Origin of the sequence: Mesorhizobium sp. BAC0120, from assembly GCF_033542235.1 — a bacterium.
Taxonomy (GTDB): Bacteria; Pseudomonadota; Alphaproteobacteria; order Rhizobiales; family Rhizobiaceae; genus JAWRCU01.
This window is the reverse complement of sequence record NZ_JAWRCU010000009.1, coordinates 40,198-57,312: the sequence shown is the minus strand read 5'-3', so window position 1 is coordinate 57,312 and position 17,115 is coordinate 40,198. Positions and strand designations below refer to the sequence as shown.

General features: G+C 60.6%; 15 protein-coding genes and 1 tRNA gene. 6 read left to right on the top strand and 10 right to left on the bottom strand.

Going from position 1 to position 17,115, the window contains the following annotated elements:
- Window positions 1-4 precede the first annotated feature (4 nt).
- Together SAZ10_RS20100 and SAZ10_RS20095 are read right to left on the bottom strand one after the other, a co-directional pair.
- Window positions 5-205 (bottom strand): hypothetical protein, encoded by a 201-nt coding sequence (locus tag SAZ10_RS20100; protein WP_318611141.1) that lies wholly within the window; start codon window positions 203-205, stop codon window positions 5-7.
- Window positions 199-489: a hypothetical protein gene (locus SAZ10_RS20095; protein WP_318611140.1), complete on the bottom strand. Its 291-nt coding sequence runs from the start codon at window positions 487-489 to the stop codon at window positions 199-201. The genes SAZ10_RS20100 and SAZ10_RS20095 overlap by 7 nt, the downstream gene beginning before the upstream one ends.
- A gap of 239 nt (window positions 490-728) precedes the next feature.
- On the opposite strand from SAZ10_RS20095, the gene ampC reads away from it, so the two are divergent.
- The gene (gene ampC / locus SAZ10_RS20090) at window positions 729-1,901 is read left to right on the top strand and encodes a class C beta-lactamase (protein ID WP_412535258.1); all 1,173 of its coding nucleotides are present in this window, start codon (window positions 729-731) and stop codon (window positions 1,899-1,901) included.
- A gap of 120 nt (window positions 1,902-2,021) precedes the next feature.
- On the opposite strand, the gene SAZ10_RS20085 is transcribed toward ampC, so the two are convergent.
- Together SAZ10_RS20085 and SAZ10_RS20080 are read right to left on the bottom strand one after the other, a co-directional pair.
- Window positions 2,022-2,675: a response regulator transcription factor gene (locus SAZ10_RS20085; RefSeq protein ID WP_318611138.1), complete on the bottom strand. Its 654-nt coding sequence runs from the start codon at window positions 2,673-2,675 to the stop codon at window positions 2,022-2,024.
- Window positions 2,676-2,803: 128 nt separating this feature from the next.
- Complete coding sequence (locus tag SAZ10_RS20080) at window positions 2,804-3,232, bottom strand: hypothetical protein (RefSeq protein ID WP_318611137.1); 429 nt, start codon at window positions 3,230-3,232, stop codon at window positions 2,804-2,806.
- 227 nt (window positions 3,233-3,459) lie between these two features.
- Here SAZ10_RS20080 and SAZ10_RS20075 point away from each other — a divergent pair, with 227 nt between their 5' ends.
- Together SAZ10_RS20075 and SAZ10_RS20070 are read left to right on the top strand one after the other, a co-directional pair.
- Window positions 3,460-3,807, top strand: coding sequence for a DUF952 domain-containing protein (locus tag SAZ10_RS20075; protein ID WP_318611136.1), 348 nt, complete (start codon window positions 3,460-3,462; stop codon window positions 3,805-3,807).
- Complete coding sequence (locus tag SAZ10_RS20070) at window positions 3,804-4,895, top strand: quinone-dependent dihydroorotate dehydrogenase (RefSeq protein WP_318611135.1); 1,092 nt, start codon at window positions 3,804-3,806, stop codon at window positions 4,893-4,895. The genes SAZ10_RS20075 and SAZ10_RS20070 overlap by 4 nt, the downstream gene beginning before the upstream one ends.
- A gap of 82 nt (window positions 4,896-4,977) precedes the next feature.
- Here the strand turns inward: SAZ10_RS20070 and SAZ10_RS20065 are convergent, their stop codons facing one another.
- Both SAZ10_RS20065 and SAZ10_RS20060 read right to left on the bottom strand, forming a co-directional pair.
- Complete coding sequence (locus SAZ10_RS20065) at window positions 4,978-6,240, bottom strand: MATE family efflux transporter (RefSeq protein ID WP_318611327.1); 1,263 nt, start codon at window positions 6,238-6,240, stop codon at window positions 4,978-4,980.
- A 353-nt stretch (window positions 6,241-6,593) separates the two neighbouring features.
- On the bottom strand, window positions 6,594-6,860 hold the full coding sequence (locus tag SAZ10_RS20060) for a DUF6460 domain-containing protein (protein ID WP_318611134.1): 267 nt from the start codon (window positions 6,858-6,860) through the stop codon (window positions 6,594-6,596).
- Window positions 6,861-7,086: 226 nt separating this feature from the next.
- Between SAZ10_RS20060 and SAZ10_RS20055 the strand changes: the two genes are divergently transcribed.
- Together SAZ10_RS20055 and SAZ10_RS20050 are read left to right on the top strand one after the other, a co-directional pair.
- Window positions 7,087-7,491 carry a hypothetical protein gene (locus SAZ10_RS20055; protein WP_318611133.1) on the top strand — a complete coding sequence of 135 codons (405 nt, stop codon included), beginning with the start codon at window positions 7,087-7,089 and terminating at the stop codon, window positions 7,489-7,491.
- 228 nt (window positions 7,492-7,719) lie between these two features.
- Window positions 7,720-7,793 (top strand) — tRNA-Gly (locus SAZ10_RS20050).
- 486 nt (window positions 7,794-8,279) lie between these two features.
- On the opposite strand, the gene SAZ10_RS20045 is transcribed toward SAZ10_RS20050, so the two are convergent.
- The 4 genes from SAZ10_RS20045 to SAZ10_RS20030 all read right to left on the bottom strand — a co-directional run bounded on the left by SAZ10_RS20045 (window position 8,280) and on the right by SAZ10_RS20030 (window position 15,410).
- Complete coding sequence (locus SAZ10_RS20045; protein ID WP_318611132.1) at window positions 8,280-9,548, bottom strand: patatin-like phospholipase family protein; 1,269 nt, start codon at window positions 9,546-9,548, stop codon at window positions 8,280-8,282.
- A gap of 769 nt (window positions 9,549-10,317) precedes the next feature.
- Window positions 10,318-10,641, bottom strand: a complete 324-nt coding sequence (locus SAZ10_RS20040) for a hypothetical protein (protein WP_318611131.1) — start codon at window positions 10,639-10,641, stop codon at window positions 10,318-10,320.
- Between the two features lie 367 nt (window positions 10,642-11,008).
- Window positions 11,009-14,170 (bottom strand): multidrug efflux RND transporter permease subunit, encoded by a 3,162-nt coding sequence (locus SAZ10_RS20035; RefSeq protein WP_318611130.1) that lies wholly within the window; start codon window positions 14,168-14,170, stop codon window positions 11,009-11,011.
- A 4-nt stretch (window positions 14,171-14,174) separates the two neighbouring features.
- Window positions 14,175-15,410, bottom strand: coding sequence for an efflux RND transporter periplasmic adaptor subunit (locus SAZ10_RS20030; RefSeq protein WP_318611129.1), 1,236 nt, complete (start codon window positions 15,408-15,410; stop codon window positions 14,175-14,177).
- Window positions 15,411-16,292: 882 nt separating this feature from the next.
- Here SAZ10_RS20030 and SAZ10_RS20025 point away from each other — a divergent pair.
- Window positions 16,293-16,910, top strand: a complete 618-nt coding sequence (locus SAZ10_RS20025) for a TetR/AcrR family transcriptional regulator (protein WP_318611128.1) — start codon at window positions 16,293-16,295, stop codon at window positions 16,908-16,910.
- The last annotated feature ends 205 nt before the right edge of the window (window positions 16,911-17,115 follow it).

Genomic DNA, 17,115 nt, shown 5'->3' with positions numbered 1-17,115 from the left:
CGCGTCAGCCGACCTCGATTTCATGAAGCTCACACCAGTCCCTCAAAGCCTGCTCTGTAGCTTCCTGCTCGAAGGCGTGCCATCGATCAACCGCGTGCCGGTACGCCAACAGGTCCTTGAAGCGGGAATAGGCACCTGACCGGCTGAAAATCTCCCAGACTTTATCGTAGTCGTCCGGCAGGTGGTCGCGCGCGAATTTCAGCACCACGGTTTGCCGAGATCGAGCTGTCTCTTGTCCGGAATGGCGAGGTATTTCGCGGGAGCCCCGAGATCGTCCGGCAGTTCTTCGACATCATCGTCCCACTGCGATTTCCAATAGATCTTGCCTGTCTCTCTGCACAGATAGGCCCTGTTCACGCCGCTTCCGTCGAAGCTCACGAATTCGAACGCAAGTAGAAGATCAGTGAAGTCCACTTTCATCGTCGTTGCTCTGCTCACGAAGCTGTAATCGCCGATGGGCTGCGTCTCGAGCAGCCTTTTGTCAAGCATGCTCAATGCCGAGCTGTCGGCGATTCCAAGCCCAACATTTTCTCATGGCTCAGTCCAGAATTGATCATTTGCCCAGGGGAAATGCAGCCGCCATAGTGCCTTGCCAGAGGTCCCTAACTCGCGGGCTCCGCGGCCGACTCTCTATCCTGCACCAATCGGAGGGGAAGATAGGAATGACAAGGCTATTGTCACGCCGGCAGGTGCTTGCCGGCGCTTTGTTCGCTGTCCCGGCTGCCACCCTGCAAACCGGAACGCGAGCCGGGCTTGGAATTACCGCGGGCGTTTCCTTGTCCTTCAGCACAAGCGCGTATGCCGCAGAGGGCAGCGGCCAGGCCGAGCTCGCCCACCTTGTCCAGGCCGCGGTCGGGCCGGTCATGAAAGACAATGGAATTCCCGGCATGGCCGTGGCGATCACGGTGCGGGGCGAGCGGTATGTCTTCAACTACGGCGTCGCGTCCAAGGAGAGCGGGCAAAAGGTCGGCAACGACACCATTTTCGAGATCGGCTCGGTCAGCAAGACCTTCACCGCAACGCTTGCATCCTACGCCGAGGCGCTCGGCAACCTGTCTCTCTCGGACAGGGTGAGCAAACATTGGACCGCTCTCTCCGGAAGCAGCTTCGACAAGATCAGTCTTCTCGACCTCGCGACCTACACGGCGGGCGGCCTGCCCTTGCAGTTTCCGGACGATGTCACCGATCAGGAGAAGATGACCGCGTATTTCAGAAGCTGGCGACCGGCGTTTGCCGCAGGAACGCATCGGCAATATTCGAACCCGAGCATCGGCCTGTTTGGCTATCTGGCCGCCAGAAGCATGGGCGAGCCTTTCGATGAACTGATGCAGCAGAAGCTCTTCCCCGCGCTCGGCCTGACCAGCACCTACATCAGGGTTCCGCAAAACCGGATGGGCGACTACGCTTACGGATATTCCAGGCATGGCAAGCCCGTTCGGGTGACGCCGGGCGTTCTGGACTCGCAAGCCTATGGCGTGAAGACAACGGCGGCCGACATGCTCCGCTTCGTTGAAGCAAACATGAGCGGCGCGGAGCTGGACGAAACGTTGGGACGCGCCATCGCCGCTACGCACACCGGATACTACGAGGTGGGCGACATGGTGCAGGGACTGGGGTGGGAGATGTATGCCTATCCGACGGATCTCGCCCGGCTGCTCGCGGGGAACTCCAGGGACATGGCGCTTAAGCCCAATCGAGCCGAGCGGCTTTCTCCGCCGCTGCCGCCCCGGGATAGCGTGCTGATCAACAAGACCGGCTCCACCAACGGTTTCGGCGCCTATGTCGCCTTCATTCCCGCCAAGGGCGTCGGCATAGTGATGCTGGCCAACAAGAACTATCCCATCGCGGAGCGGGTGAAGGCCGCATATCGAATCTTGGCCGCGCTGGATAAGAATGGCTGATCCCCGGGACAAATCCGGGCTTATGCTCTATCTGATTGTTTTTGCTGCTTTTGTGCAACGCCAAGTGATTCCACTTGGTTGCAAAATGCTCTGGCGTCTGCAGCTTTTCGCGGTCATGCTCTATACCTGCAATGGATCCGTGCCGATCTTTGCGAACAGGATCACGGCCTGGGTGCGGCTATCGACGCCGAGCTTCTGCAGGATCGCCGACACATGCGCCTTGATCGTCGCCTCGGACACATCGAGCTCGTAGGCGATCTGCTTGTTGAGCAGGCCTTCGGCGAGCATGCCGAGGACCCGGGTCTGCTGCGGTGTCAGGGTGAGCAGTCGGCGGATCAGGTCGGAGATCTCCGGGTCGCGCTCGGTGCCGAGCTCGATATTGCCGGGCGAGACGATGCCACCTGTCAGCACCGCCTGGACGGCACTGCGGATTTCCTCGATGCTCGCGGATTTGGAGATGAAGCCGGAGGCGCCGAGATCGAGCGCACGCCTAATCGTGACCGGATCGTCATGTGCGGAGATCACCACCAGAGGAACGGAATGGTTTAGCCCGCGCAGCGCGATCAGGCCGGAGAGGCCGCTCGCTCCCGGCATGGTGAGATCGAGCAGCACGAGGTCGAGATCCTCATTTGCCGTAACCAGCGACTTGGCGATGTCGAAATCGCCGGCTTCGAGGATCTCCGTGTGCTCGGCAATCCCAGCCAGGGCCTGCTTCAGCGCGCCGCGGAACAGCGGATGATCGTCGGCGATGACGAACTTATAGCCAGTCGTCAACCATTCCCTCCCGTAAGCCCCCTGGCGCCATCGCTGCGCCTTGGGTGCCCGCCGAACTATGCGCCGATTCTCGGCGCGATCAAGCCGAGGGATTCAATCGCGAATTGCAAAGATTTAAGACAAGGACGTCACGTCTTCTGAGGTTGAGCTTCCGGACCGTTCTTTTCTTTGCCGAAGTCCTTCATGATGCCCATGAAGCGGTGGAAGAACTTCTCCATGTAGTCCATAGATTGATTGAATTGCTGCTCGGTCGGCAGCAGGGCCTCGGGAACGGCGGGCCGCGCCTCGAGCTTGGCGATGCGCGATTCCATCGCATCGAGCCTGGCCTGCAATCGGTCGATCTCGTCCTTCGGAGCGCTGCCTCCCTGTTCCGTTGCTGCCCTGCAGATGAGCTCGTTGCCCTGCTCCTGGCAGATCGATGTTTGGCCAGTCTGCGTATCCATACGGACATAGCCGTTTTGGGTTCTCTCGAGCCTATAGCGCTCCTCCGCGCCGCTGGCCGATCCGGCAAGCCAGGCAAAGAGCAGGATTGGGACAAGCAAAACGACCGACCGCATGACAGCCTCCTCCGGCAAGCCAATCCAGTCTACGCCGGTTTTGTGCCGGAAATGCGATAAAAAACGTGGTGCGGGAGGCACCGTTCCCTTCAACCGCTGAAACTTGCTCGGGGTATTGAGCAGGACGAATTGGGGCGGAGCTATTCATCCTGCTCCGATCCTGTGTTTGTCGCATGATCTCGATCCGAAAAGTCTGCAAGTTTTTGCGATCGTGCTATAGCGCGACAATGCATTCGACGATCTACAAGATTTGCCCCGAAGACCTCTGGCGCGAAGCGGAGGCGAAAGGCCGTTTCGACGGCGCTCCGGTCGACAGGAGCGACGGCTTCATCCATTTCTCGACCGCTGATCAGGTCGCCGAAACGGCGGCGCGGCACTTTGGCGGACAGGAGCGGCTGCTGCTGATCGCGGTAGACGGGCGGGCGCTCGGCGACGCTTTGCGTTACGAGCCCTCGCGCGGCGGAGCAATGTTTCCGCATCTCTATGGACCGCTGCCGCTATCCGCGGTGGCATGGGTGAAGCCCTTGCCGCTCGGTACCGACGGCAAGCACGTCTTCCCGGAGCTTGCCCGTTGACGAGCGTTCTCGATTGGCTCGGCCGGAACGCGCTCTTTGCGCTCGATCCGGAGACGGCGCATGGGCTCTCCATCGCAGCGCTGAAGAGCGGCGTGCCGCTTTGCCCGACGCCGGCGACGGACCCGCGCCTGAAGGTCAGCCTCGCCGGGCTCGATTTTGCCAACCCGCTCGGCATGGCGGCAGGCTATGACAAGAACGCCGAAGTGCCGGACGCTTTGCTGAAGCTCGGCTTCGGCTTCGCCGAAGTCGGCACCGTGACGCCGAGGCCGCAGCCCGGCAACCCGAAGCCACGCATCTTTCGGCTTGCCGAGGACGGCGCGGTCATCAACCGGCTCGGTTTCAACAACCAGGGGCATGACCGTGCCTTCAAGCGCCTCAAAGCGCGCGGCGCGCGGGCGGGAATCGTCGGCGTCAACATCGGCGCGAACAAGGATAGCGACGATCGCATCGCGGACTATGCCGCCGGTGTGCGCCAATTTGCCGGCGTCGCCTCCTATCTCACGATCAATATTTCTTCCCCCAATACGCCGGGTCTCAGGGCGATGCAGTCGCGCGAGGCGCTTGGCGAGCTTCTCACGCAGGTGATGACCGCAAGGGACGAGGCTCTTTCGACCAGCCGGAAGGTGCCGGTCTTCCTCAAGATCGCGCCGGACCTCGGGGAGCCGGAACTCGCCGACATAGCCGCCGAGGCGACCGAAAAGTGCATCGACGGCATCATTGTCTCCAATACCACGCTCTCCCGCTCCGGCCTCACCGGCAGAACATATCGCGAGGAGACTGGCGGCCTTTCCGGGCGGCCCTTGTTCAGGCGTTCGACCGCAACACTCGCGCGGATGCGCCGGCTGGTGGGCAACGACATGGCGCTGATCGGAGTGGGCGGCATCGACTCCGCCGAGTCTGCGATCGAAAAGATCCGCGCCGGCGCCGATCTCGTTCAGCTCTATACCGGCATGATCTATGCCGGGCCGTCGCTCCCCGGCCGCATTGTGAAAGGCCTCGCGGAGGCCTGCGACAGGGAGAAGGTCGCCAATATCCGCGATCTTCGCGACAGCGGACTTGACCGCTGGGCGGTGACGCCTCTCGACTGACATCCTGATTTTCGAAACGTCATCTTATCCCGAAAAACTCCGCAACTTTCTTGCTGCGGTGCCTTCGGTTCGGGATCACGATCTACGAAAACGCGTTGCGTGCCCTGACCGGAAGCCGCGACAGAAGGCTGAAGCCGCGCGTCCACAGAAAGACATGCAGCGCCGCCCATAGACCATAATTGCCGTAGGTCGGCGCCAGCAGAAACAGCGCAATGCAGTAAGCCACGAAAGACAGTATCATCATGTTGCGCATGTCGCGCGACCAGGTTGCGCCAATGAAGATGCCGTCCATCTCCCAGGCGAGCACGCCGCTCATTACCGTGAATGCTGCCCAAGGAACATAGCTCATGGCTTCTGAGCGGACCTCCTCGGCCGTCGTCATCATCGCAACCAGGCTGGTCCCGAAGGCCAGGAAAATGGAGGTCGCAATGCCGGCGAGCACGTATCCCCAGACGAATGTGATCGAAATTGCTTTGCGGAATGCGCGCTCGCTTCCGGCACCGACGGCGCGGCCGGCCAACTGCTCGATGGCGCTCGCCAGCCCGTCGAGGAAATAACCGCCCACGAAGAAGAAGTTCATCAAGACGGAATTCGTTGCAAGCGTCAGCGTCCCGAGTTGCGCCCCCTGGCGCGTGAAGAGGGCGAAGGCGGCGAGCAGAACGAAAGAGCGGATCATGATGTCGCGGTTGAGCGCCATCATGGACAACAGAGAGGCCGGCTCGAAGATGTGGCTGCGGGAAGGCCAGGCCGAGTTGCCGAAGCGCCGCGCCAGAATTGCAATAGCGACAAGTAGGCCGATCAATTCGCCGCCGACCGTCCCCCAGGCCACGCCCGCGACGCCCCAGCCGAGCACAAGGCCGAACAGGATTGCAAGCGCGACATTTGAACCGTTGAGGATCGCCTGGAGCAAGAGGCCGAGCCGCCCTTCCCCTCGGCCGAGCACATAGCCGAGGATGGAATAGTTCGCGAGCGCGAAGGGCGCGCCAAGCAGCCTGATGCGGACATACGTGTCCATCGCCTTGAGCACGCGCTCTTCCGCCGCCATGAAGGAGCCGCCGATCATCGAAACCAACGGCCCAAGCAAGGCAAACGCGCCGCCGATGACGAGCGATATGGCGAGAGCGCGCAACAGTACCGCCTTCTCCTCCTTGGGGTGGTCGCGCCCGAAAGCCTGGGCGACCAGTCCGGTCGTGCCGGACCGCAGGAAATTGAAGGTATTGAAGACGATATCGAGGATGATGGCGCCGGCCGCCAGCCCGCCGATCAGGGCCGCGTCGCCCATGTGACCGACAACCGCGGTGCCGACGAGACCGATCAGCGGGGTGGTAAGATAAGCCAGCGTCATCGGCACGGCGATCGCAAGAACCGTGCGGTTATTGATGACGAAGTCGCCGCGATATGACGCGGGTGTCTTCAAACTCTGATCCAATAGAGACACCCTGACTCAAATATCAATGGTGCTGAGGCTCTAGTGTCATAGTGCCGGCTCGATCGAAGGGCAACAACCCGAAGATTGCAATTAAGTAACGAAGAAGTACGCGTTTCGCTGTTTTCGCAAGCTAATGCGCGATAGTCGCGAACGATTCAGCTGAAATCGCAGCCTATCCCGAACAAGACACCACGGTCGTAATCGTTGCTATACGGACAAACTTCATTCGAAGCAGCCATAACTCTCGGCTACAGGAGCAGGCCGGACGTTCAACCACGACGATAGTTCAGGACGCGCAGAATGATGAAGAGCGGCACGACCACGACGGCGCCAAGCAGGAAATAATCGAAGAAGCGCTCGATTGCGGCAAAGCCCATGTTCCAGATGTGGAGCACGAAATTGCGCAGCTGTTGCAGTATGTCGAACGGCGTCCAGCCGAAGGCGCTCATCACGAGGCCCAGGAGGAACGAGACGACGATGAGCTTGAGCGCCACCCTGAGCGGCGTGTCGCCGAGAAATCGCGTGATTACCGACATGTTTTCCCTGCTGTTTGCGCGCCGCGGGAGATACGCATTGTGAGCCAGCTCTTCAAGCTTCGGGAGGATTGGCCGCGGATCCCAGCGACATTGCGCGCGTGACCTGGCCCGAATCACGCCACTTAACCATCAAATCTGCTCGATTCTGTTCAGCTGCGAAAATCGGCATATTATCTCTATTGGCGGAGGTGACGTTAGGTTGTCGCCGGTTTCGGCCGGCCAGGCAATGGAGAGCGTGATGCGTAGACTTCCTCAGGTGCTCGCGGTTTCCGGAACTCTGCTGTTCGTCGCCACATCATTCTCGGCGGCTGCTCCCCTCAACTCGATGAACGAAGTCGGTAAGGCTTTGCTTGCCTGCTGGAACCCGCCGGCGAATTCGAAGGGCTCTTCTGTGACGCTGATCTTCAGCCTCAAGCGCGACGGGACGCTGATCGGGCCGCCAAGGCCGACCAACATCAGCGTGGCCGGTGACGAACAGGCGAAGAAGCACTTCCTGGACGAGGCGGTAGCCGCCCTGCAACACTGCACCCCGCTGCAATTTTCTCCCTCTATCGCGCAGGGCATCGGCGGCCAGGTTTTCGCAATCCAGTTCGCATCGCCCAAAAAAGACTCGTTGACGCCAACGAATTGAGCGCAGGCGATTCCAGGCAGTTGTCCCCGCGAGCGTTTTCCGCGCCAGAGCGGCGTGCGTTCAAATTGAACCACCACGCCGCGCTATCTCTTTGTTTGCGCATCGGATTCGTCCGAAAACCGCTTCGCAGTTTTCGGCCGATGCGCTAACCCCTGCGGCAGGCGCTGGATAAAGCAATCTTGCGATTGCCGATCGGCACCCAGCCATGCTAACCAACAGCGGCCCCAGGCGGGTATGATGTAATGGTAGCCTGTCAGCTTCCCAAGCTGAACGCGCGGGTTCGATTCCCGCTACCCGCTCCAGCTTGCGCCACAAGACTTTGCGCCCGAATACCGGCGTCCTGGCCGACGTCCAACCATGAGAGCTCGATCAGCTCCCCAACTCTCAAACCCGTGTGAGCCGCCAGGTCGATCGCATGCCCGATTTCGACCAAGCACATCTCTTGAAGTGCGCCGGTATCGGTCCAGATGACATGTCGGGGGTCCGTATAGCCGGTCGCCTAAATCTCGACTCGCGCCCTACAATCAGAGGCTGTATTTGCGCTCGAGCTCACGCCTGGCATAGCGGCGCGCCGGTTGCGATCAGCATCCGCCTGCTGCCGGCGCCGCAGCGGCGCAGGATGAAAGCCTTGGCCTCCTATTTCGCTCTATGCCAGAACAAAATGGGGACATGAAGCAGCTCGTAGGCGGCACCACAGTATCGCCGTGACCCACTATGAAAGGGCGATTTGCCTGGTTGGCGGAGCGTGCATGTGATGACCAGATCGGCCGCTCACCAGTCCATTCGGCTCATCTCAAAAACTCCGGCGGTGCCTTCTTCCACGGCACGCCGTTACGGCCCATTTCGTAGCCTTTCTCGTACAACGCACGTATGTAGTTGCCGTCGAACGGGCTTTTTGGTTCGAGAGCGAAGTCGATCGGGATGTCAATGTAATTGTAGTCGATGCCGTCGCGCTTGGCGATCGCGTAAAGTCGATAGAGATCTCCGATCCCGTCCGCCTTGATGAGGGAAGACACGCCCTTTTCGGCCACATCGGGCAGTGTGGCTTTGACAATGCTTGGTTCCGGCGTCGTCCTGCCGTTTCGGATGATGTAGAGGCGCGCCTTTACGCTCGCGTGGAATGTCTGCTCAAGCTCGCGCAGTCTAAGCCCCGCGGGCATCAAAAAGACTTGGTTGCTGGTGCCACCATCGACATGCATCTCCTGATAGGTCTTACCCGCCGCGGTCACCTTCACCTCGACGGGCGGAAAGATGGCTGGGATAGACGTGGAAGCCAGGATGACTTCCTTGAAAAGCTTCAAACGGTCCGGCTGGTTGCTTGCGGCAATGGCACCCATATCCCAGATTACCGGCCGATCCGCGTCGAGGTTGGTCGTTCCGATGAAGAGCCGCCGCCCCTTGCTTGACTCTCGAGCGATCTTATCGAGCATGTCCTGCGTGATGTGTTCATCGAGCATCTTGGCAAGCGGGGCGTTGCTGGTGAGGGAAGCGCTCGACAGCACGCCGAAGATGCTGTGTTTCGTATAGATGTTGGCCTCGTTGATTGTACTGAAGCCCTGCTTGATCTCATCGTCATAAGCCGGGCCAAGAAACGCGAATGGCGCAATCAAAGCTCCAGCACTGACACCGGTGACGATGTCGAACTTGGGCCTGGTGCCGGCCTTAGCCCAGCCCGCGAGAATTCCAGCACCGAAGGCGCCATTACTTCCACCGCCCGAAAGTGTCAGCGCATCGAGCTTACGCAGGCTTATGGATGGGTCATGCCTAGCCGCCCTGATCCGTTGGTCGCGAAGTACGACGAGCCGATCAGTCGGGAAACTTGCATAGGAATCGCCCCAGTCACGTATGTGGCCGGGATAGCCACTCACTTCGGCTGTGGCCATGTATCGTACGGGCACACCATTACGTGGATATGCCACGATGCAGGCTGTGAGCTGAGTTGCGAATAGGCCAAGGAAGATGATCCTCAGCAGACGTTCCGGTATCCTGAAGCGTCGCATCGCGTCGCTGGCGCGCGACAAAAAACAATGAACAGCCGCCAATAGAGCGTAGCACACGCGGACCCCCTCCTAACCGCAGGCGAGTGGCATGGAAGGTTCCCCCGGACATCATCGTAGGTGAATGATCTCCGCTCGGCAAGACTCCGCGAACGTGCGCAAGATATCATGGGCTGTAATTCGTGCGTTCCGCGCCTCCCGAGCAGTCGAAGGCGACTCGTATGTCTCCACGATACGCTCGAGCGCTGCTTCGGCAGCGCGCATCGTGCCCGAAGTCGCAAAAAGCCGGAGTTTGTTCATGGTGCCATACATGGGAACAAGCTTGGCAGGGTCATCCAAACACCCACTCACGACGTGAGCGTTCCTGCATGAGCCGCTGCATGTGACCCAGATGGCGGTGTGTGAGCCAAGTCGTTGCGACGGACACCAATGCACCGATGGCGGAGCCGGCTAACGCCGATAGAGCCGAGATCGTCGCTGGATCCATAGTGATGACTCCCTCTGGAAAGTTCCGGTGGGGCGCCAGCTTGGCAATGGACGTGTAATCGCCGAGCCAAAACTCGCCCCACGCGGCGGAATAAGACGTTGGCCGAAGGGTCAAGCGAGACCGCTCGAGTTCAGCCCTTGCAAACATTCATGTGGGCGACGTCTCCCGCATACACTTTTCCCTGCTGCTTCTCCGGGTGCGCCGAGATTCGAATTTGCGGCTGGTTCCACGGTCGTTCTGCCTTCACTTGGCTAGGTACGCAGCGGAGCGTGGATCCTCCGTGCGACTACGGCTCAGCCTTATGCCGATCCGCTCCCAGTGACCGCGACTAACGGTGTCCGCTCACAGCCAGCTCACGGTCATCCCGATGTCGCCGGGAATCCCGTTCGGAAAAGTCACGACCTCGGCCTTGGCCTTGTAGCCTCGCGACCGCAAGTGCTTGTGCCAGAAGTCGTACATTTCCTTGGGCAGGCCGGTTAGCGTCGTCTCCCAGCCCGGCTCTTGGTTGTTAATGGCCCGTCCGTCGTCGGTGCAGAGGGCGCAGGGAAAGCGGAGGACCTCGACTTCGGTCAACCCGTCGCCGATCGCCCGGCTGATGAAGGCGGCCGCCCGCTTGAACGCTTCTTCTTCGGAAATGCCCGTGGGCTTTGACAGCGCCTCGATCAAGGCCTTCTTTTCGGCATCTGCCCTCTCCTTCTGGCGCAAGGCCGCCGCCGCCTTCTCGGCCTCGGCTAGAGCGAGCTTTTCTCTCGCTTGGATTGCAGTCGGCAGTAGATTCGATAATTCGACAGCAGTCGTATCCATCATTCTCTCCACTCAGAGCATTGCTACCCCCAGCGTCACTTTTCAAGTTCCTCACTTTCGTCGTCGCTATGACCTATTCGTCAATTCGACAATTTGGGTCCGTGCTTCCGGCCAAGGGAGCGGCCGAGCAGAATGGACGGCTTCGGCATCGCTGACTCCCTTCTCATTGTCGGGACACGGGGCCTCGGCACGCGCCAGCATCCCGGACTCTCCACCTTTGTTTCGACCTTCACCTCGCGACGTGCATAGCGGCATGCGCATCTTCCTTGTTCGTATGGCCGAATTTGGCGCGGACCCACTCGCGCATACTCTGGAAGACTACATAGAGCATCGGGATCAGGAAGATGCCGATGGTGCTGGCACCGATCATGCCTGCGAAAACCGGCGTGCTCACGTTGTGGCGGGCAACCTCGGCCGCACCCTTCGCCCACACCAATGGAACGAGGCTCACGATGAAGGCCAGCGACGTCATCATGATCGCACGGAACCGCAGCCGGGCGGCTTTCGCTGCGGCGTCTCGGATCGGGGCGCCGCTCTCGCGCTGTTCCTTCGCGAACTCGACGATCAGGATGCCGTTCTTCGCGGCAAGCGCGATGAGCACGACGAGCCCGACCTGGCCATAAAGATCAAGCGTCAGACCCGCCCACAGGACGCCGGCAAAGGCCGCGGTCACGCCGGTCGTGACCGACAACAGCACCGGAACAGGGATTACCCAGCTCTCGTAGAGGGCAACCAGGAACAGGTAGGCGAACAGGATCGCAAGACCGAGGATGATGCCGGTCTGCCCGCTTGCGCGCTGCTCCTGGAAGGCGGTTCCGCTCCAATCGTAGGCGTAACCGGCCGGCAAGGTTTTCGCCGAGACGGCCGCCATCGCGGCCAACGCGCCGCCCGACGACACGCCCGGTGCGGGACTTCCGTTGATGGTGACTGCACGGTAGTTGTTGTAGCGCGTGATAACCTGCGGGCCCGTTACCGTACGGACGGAGGCGATCGACCGCAGCGGCACCTCGTCGCCGTTGCTGTTCCGGATCTTCAGGTTCCAGAGATCCTCAACGTCTCGCCGATTTGCTGCCTCACCCTGAAGGTTGACCTGCCAGGTGCGCCCATACAGGTTGAAGTTGTTGACGTAATAGCCGCCGAGCGTCGATTGCAGCGTGTTGAACACTTCGCTCATGTTAAGACCAAGCGCCTGCGCCTTGGCGCGATCGATATCGAGGTAAACGGATGGCGCTGCTGCGGTGTAGGTCGAGAACACACGTGTCAGCCGCGGATCCGCGTTGGCCGCTCCGACGAGAGCGCGCATTGTGCTGCCCATGGCCGCCGGATCGGCCCCCTGCAGGCTTTCCAGCATGTATTCGAAGCCGCCGGTGGTGGAGAGACCAATCACCGGAGGCAGGTTGAACGGCAGCACGTTGGCGGCGCGGACCTGCTGAACAACCAGCCCGAATGTCTTGCCGATCAGCGCCTGTGCCGAGTCCACTACCGCTTTGCGATCCTCGAACGGCTTGAGCGTGGCGATCATGAAGGCCGAGTTGCTGGCCGAGAACTCGTCGAGAAACGAATAGCCCACGACCGAGCTCACGTCCTTGATCTGCGGCATGGCCCTCAGGATACCCTCCACCTGGCTGACCACCTTTTCGGTGCGGGCGACCGAGGCGGCATCCGGCAGCTGCACCACGACGAAGAAGGTGCCCTGGTCCTCTTCCGGCAAAAACCCTGTCGGCGTCCGGAGCGAGAGGAGATAGACGCCAGCGCCGAAGGCCACGACCAGCGCCAGCGACAGAACGGACAGACGCAATATCTTTCCGACGATTGCGGCATAGCCATCGCGCACATTGTCGATGCGGCGGGATACCCAGGCCATGATCCCGCGCCTGGTACCCGTATGCCGCAGCAGAACACCGCAGAGCGCCGGTGAGAGCGTAAGCGAATTGACGGCGGAAAGCAGCATGGCCCCGACGATTGTGACCGAGAACTGACGAAAGAGCTCGCCGGAAATCCCGGGAATGAAGGCGAGTGGCACAAACACGGACAGCAGCACCAGCGTAATAGCTATGATTGGCGCAGTGATCTGCCCCATAGCTTTCTTGGTGGCCGCGGCCGGAGAGAGCTCGGGCTCCTCCTCCATTACACGCTCGACATTTTCGACCACGACGATGGCGTCGTCGACCACGATGCCTATCGCAAGAACCATGGCCAGCAGGGACACCGTGTTTGCGGAGTAGCCCAAGGCAAGCAGTACCGCGAAAGTGCCAATAATGCTGACCGGGACGGCGATCATGGGGATCAGCGTGGCGCGCCAGTTCCCCAGGAACAGGAACACGACCGCTGCCACGATCAGGAACGCCTCGACAAGCGTGTGCAGCACGACCTCGACCGTCGCGTTGACGAAATCGGTGGAATCGTAGATTGCGCGGAGCGTGACGCCATCTGGAATGCGATCCTTGATCTTCGCGAGAGTCTCCCTGACGGCTTTCGCCGTATTCACGGCGTTAGCGCCGGGTGAGAGATAGATGCCGATACCGACTGCAGGCTTGCCGTTGATGCGGGCGTAGGTGTCCTCGTTTTCGGCTCCCAGTTCGACACGCGCGACATCGCGCACGCGCAGCACCGAGCCATCCGGATTGGCGCGCAGAACGATCGCGCCGAACTGCTCGGCATTTGTCAGGCGCCCCTCTGTCTGCAGGTTCATTTGCAGACGCTGGTCGTCCGCAACAGGACGGGCTCCCAGCCGGCCGACCGGAGCCTGGATGTTCTGGGCCTGAATCGCCTTGATGATGTCCGATGGCGAAAGATTCAGGCTTACCAGCCGGTCGGTGTCGAACCAAATCCGCATCGAGTATTTGAGCCGGCCGAAAATCGTCGCCTGCCCGACGCCGGGCGTGCGCGACAGCTCATCAAGAACGTTGATGACAGCAGTATTGGTGAGGAAAAGCTGATCATACTGATCGGAGTCGCTGTACATGGCGAGGAATTGCAGCAGCGACGACGACTTCTTCTGAACCGTTACGCCCTGCAGCTGAACCTCCTGCGGGAGCTGCGACAGAGCCGTCTGGACGCGATTGTTCACGTTGACGGTGTTGATGTCGGGATCGGTGCCAAGCTCGAAGCTGGCGGTCAGGGTATAGCTGCCGTCGTTGCCGCTGGTGCTCTTCATATAGAGCATTTTGTCGACGCCCAGGACCTTGGACTCGATCGGCTGCGCCACTGTCGATTCCAAGACTTCGGCAGAGGCGCCGGGATAGACAGCCGTTACCGAGACCTGCGGCGGCACGATGTTAGGGAGCTGGGCGACGGGAATGCGCATCAGCGCAAGGGCACCGGCAATGGTGGTCACGAGAGCAACTACGATAGCCAGCCTCGGCCGATCGATGAACGTGGCGGAAAACATGACATCAGCTCCTGCTGGCCGGGGAAGTATTGACGGTTGGCGAAGTCGTATCCGCGGCTGCCGGAGCAACCTCGATCCCCGGCTTCACGCGCTGCACACCCTCCAGCACGACGCGCTCGCCTTCTTTCAGCCCATCCGAAATCACGGCGGTCTCGGCCGTCGACTGCCCGACCTTGACGGCACGCCATTCTACTTTGTTGTCCGCACCGACCACGTACACGAAGTCGCCGCGCTGATCCGATAGAACGGCCTCGCGGGGCAGGGTCAGTTGCTCGACGGGCTGCGCCGCCTCGAGAACGACGGTCACGAATTCACCGTCCGCGAGCTCGCGTACGCTCGTGCCGCCGAGCTGCGCGCCGGGCAGGACAGGGTTAGGTATGCTGCCTCGCAAGGTGAGGGAGTCGGTGTCCTGGCCAATGCTGACATCGGCGAAGTTGAGAGCGCCCGTTTGTCCGTACATGCGGCCGTCCGGCAGACGGATCTTGACCGCGACGGCATTGAAACCGCCCTTCGCGGCATAGCGGTTCCGGAGATCGACTGCAGTACGCGTCGGGACCGGGAATGTGACATACATCGGATCTTGGCTGACGATCTTCGCCAGGTTCCCGGAAATGGGTCCGACCACGTTGCCTATGGTTACGGACGAACGGCTGATGCGGCCGCCGATGGGCGCCCTGATCTCGGTGTAGCCCAAATTGATCTCGGACTGGCGTTCTGCCGCCTGCGCCGCCTTGAGCTGCGCTGCCGCGCTTAGCTGCGCGGTTAGGGCATCGTCGCGCCGCGCTACCGAGCCTGTTTGGGACTTGAGGAGTTCCTGCGCGCGCTGGAGTTGCGTGTCGGCATTCGTAAGCTGTGCCTGCGCCTGAGCGACCGCGGCCTGCTTGGCCGCGAGGTCTGCCTGATAGGGCGGTTGTTCAATGAGGTACAACAGGTCGCCACTTTTTACTTCGGTTCCCTCGGTGAAGAACTGCTTCTCCAGAAAGGCGTTTACGCGAGCCACGAGATCGACCCGATCGGTCGCCTCGACTCGACCCATGAACTCGTAGCTCGAGGTTACCGGATGGCGCGCGGCCTGGACGATCCCCACCGGCGGCGGCGGCGTGCTCGGTACCGGTTGGGAAGATTCCGGTTGCGCAGGAGCACACGCCGCCAACGAGGCAAGAAGGCCGAAACTCGCAGGTCGGCGAAGAAAGGAACCGCACATGGTGCCTCCAAGTCGCTGAGAATCGGGGCGTCTCATCGTGATCTCCTATGTCTGGCGAGCGTCCAACCAGCTCGATCTCGACTTGAACTTATAAGTCAATTCGACTATATAGTCAATATGAGAATCGGGTGATTTCGCCGCGCAACGGGAAAATGACCCATGGAAGACAAGCTTCGCGCGCAGACGGAGATTGTCAGGCGAGACGCAGGCATAGAAAGGGCCGCGCCGTTCGCGTGGGCCAAGCCGTGGCAAGCGCTAGGCCTAGCCGGCCGCACCGCGAGCTGGTCTCCCGATCTATGGTCGTTAGCGGGGGGTATTTGATGCTTTGGCGTCCAGATCAGGATTGCAAGTACAGGGCTCTCGACCATGAGCAAGCTCCGTCCGTTTTTTGGACGATGGAGGTGGCTGGCCGCTTTACGCCATTTCTAAGTTGGTCAAATTCTTAGGCGAAAACGCAAGAGCGCGCGGCTATTCATGCGCGCGTTGCTTATTATACTTGTTTATATGTCCAGCGGTGAGCCACTTGTCACTTGTATGATAGCGCGCTTGAGTTTGGACAATGTTGATCTGGATCAATTGCCGCAATGAGTGAAGCCGACGAGGCGGTGTGAGGACGCCGCCAAGGACGGGCGCGCCCTGTTGCAGCTTCAGTGTGCTGTTAGCTGCAAGCCTCTCGCCCGATTAAGCAGCAGCGTCAGATCATCCCCGAGCGCAAGGCAAGCACCAAGCGCGACGCAAGCAGCGTCGACCGCGCGAACCAATGCACGGAAGCGCCATCCCGGAACCAGGGCGGGAGCAATCCAGACGCCCGCGAAGCCGACGACTGTCGGCGCTCGATTTCAGTTTGCACTGTTAGGTCAATTCGACTATATAGTCGACACGAGAACGCGCAATCTTACCAGGCAAGAGGCATGACGAATGGCAAACATTGATCTGGCACGCAGGGCGGAGATCGGACGCGAGAGGCGGGAACGAACGCGCACACAACTCGTACAGGCCGGGACGATGCTGCTGGCAGATCGGCCTCGCGAGGGCCTTACGGTCGACGCGGTTGTGGAGGCAGCCGGCGTCGCCAAGGGGACGTTCTATTATCACTTTCAGAGCGTTGATGAACTGGCAGCGGCTGTGGGGGAGAAACTTGGGGAGAGCTTTGACGCCGTGCTGACCCCTGCGCGCCTCGAACTGCAGGATCCGATCGAGCGCCTCTCCTTCGCCTTCACGCAGTTCTTGGAGAAGGCAATCTCGAGCCCTGACTGGGCGCGGCTGGTGGTTCAGAGTTCTCAGTCACGCAGCGAGTTTGCGCGCGGTATCCGGACCAACCTCAAGAAGGACATTGTCGAGGCAATTGTGCAGGGCCGCGTGAGCGTTCGGGACCCAGAGTTGGCAGTAGACGTCGTGATCGGCATATGGCTCCAAGTGACGCGCGGCATCCTCGAGCGAGGCGCCCGACCCGAATTGACGCGCCAGGCTGTTGAGACGGTGCTTCGAGCCCTTGGCGCAATTCAGTCCAAGCAGCAGGACCCTCACCAGAAATGATCGCGTGTCGGCTTGCGAATGTTGGCTTTGTGGGCGGAGGCGATGTCTCCCGGCGCACTGCGGGCTTAACTGATGGTGGATCGGCCACTTAGGAGCCCCTTTTCCGCGTCCTTGACTACGGAATCGAGCACATTTCCACATACGCACCGCATTCCCGGCTTGGCTCCCCCCGGCAATCGATCAATCCGTCGTCGATATCGTCGTC

What these genes read in the sequence shown, in the direction of transcription:
- SAZ10_RS20025 (WP_318611128.1), top strand. Translation starts at nt 16,293, where the DNA reads ATGGCAAACATTGATCTGGCACGCAGGGCGGAGATCGGACGCGAGAGG.
- SAZ10_RS20055 (WP_318611133.1), top strand. Translation starts at nt 7,087, where the DNA reads ATGGAGAGCGTGATGCGTAGACTTCCTCAGGTGCTCGCGGTTTCCGGA.
- SAZ10_RS20095 (WP_318611140.1), bottom strand. Translation starts at nt 489, where the DNA reads ATGCTTGACAAAAGGCTGCTCGAGACGCAGCCCATCGGCGATTACAGC.
- SAZ10_RS20065 (WP_318611327.1), bottom strand. Translation starts at nt 6,240, where the DNA reads ATGACGCTGGCTTATCTTACCACCCCGCTGATCGGTCTCGTCGGCACC.
- SAZ10_RS20030 (WP_318611129.1), bottom strand. Translation starts at nt 15,410, where the DNA reads ATGAGACGCCCCGATTCTCAGCGACTTGGAGGCACCATGTGCGGTTCC.
- SAZ10_RS20075 (WP_318611136.1), top strand. Translation starts at nt 3,460, where the DNA reads ATGCATTCGACGATCTACAAGATTTGCCCCGAAGACCTCTGGCGCGAA.
- SAZ10_RS20035 (WP_318611130.1), bottom strand. Translation starts at nt 14,170, where the DNA reads ATGTTTTCCGCCACGTTCATCGATCGGCCGAGGCTGGCTATCGTAGTT.
- SAZ10_RS20080 (WP_318611137.1), bottom strand. Translation starts at nt 3,232, where the DNA reads ATGCGGTCGGTCGTTTTGCTTGTCCCAATCCTGCTCTTTGCCTGGCTT.
- SAZ10_RS20060 (WP_318611134.1), bottom strand. Translation starts at nt 6,860, where the DNA reads ATGTCGGTAATCACGCGATTTCTCGGCGACACGCCGCTCAGGGTGGCG.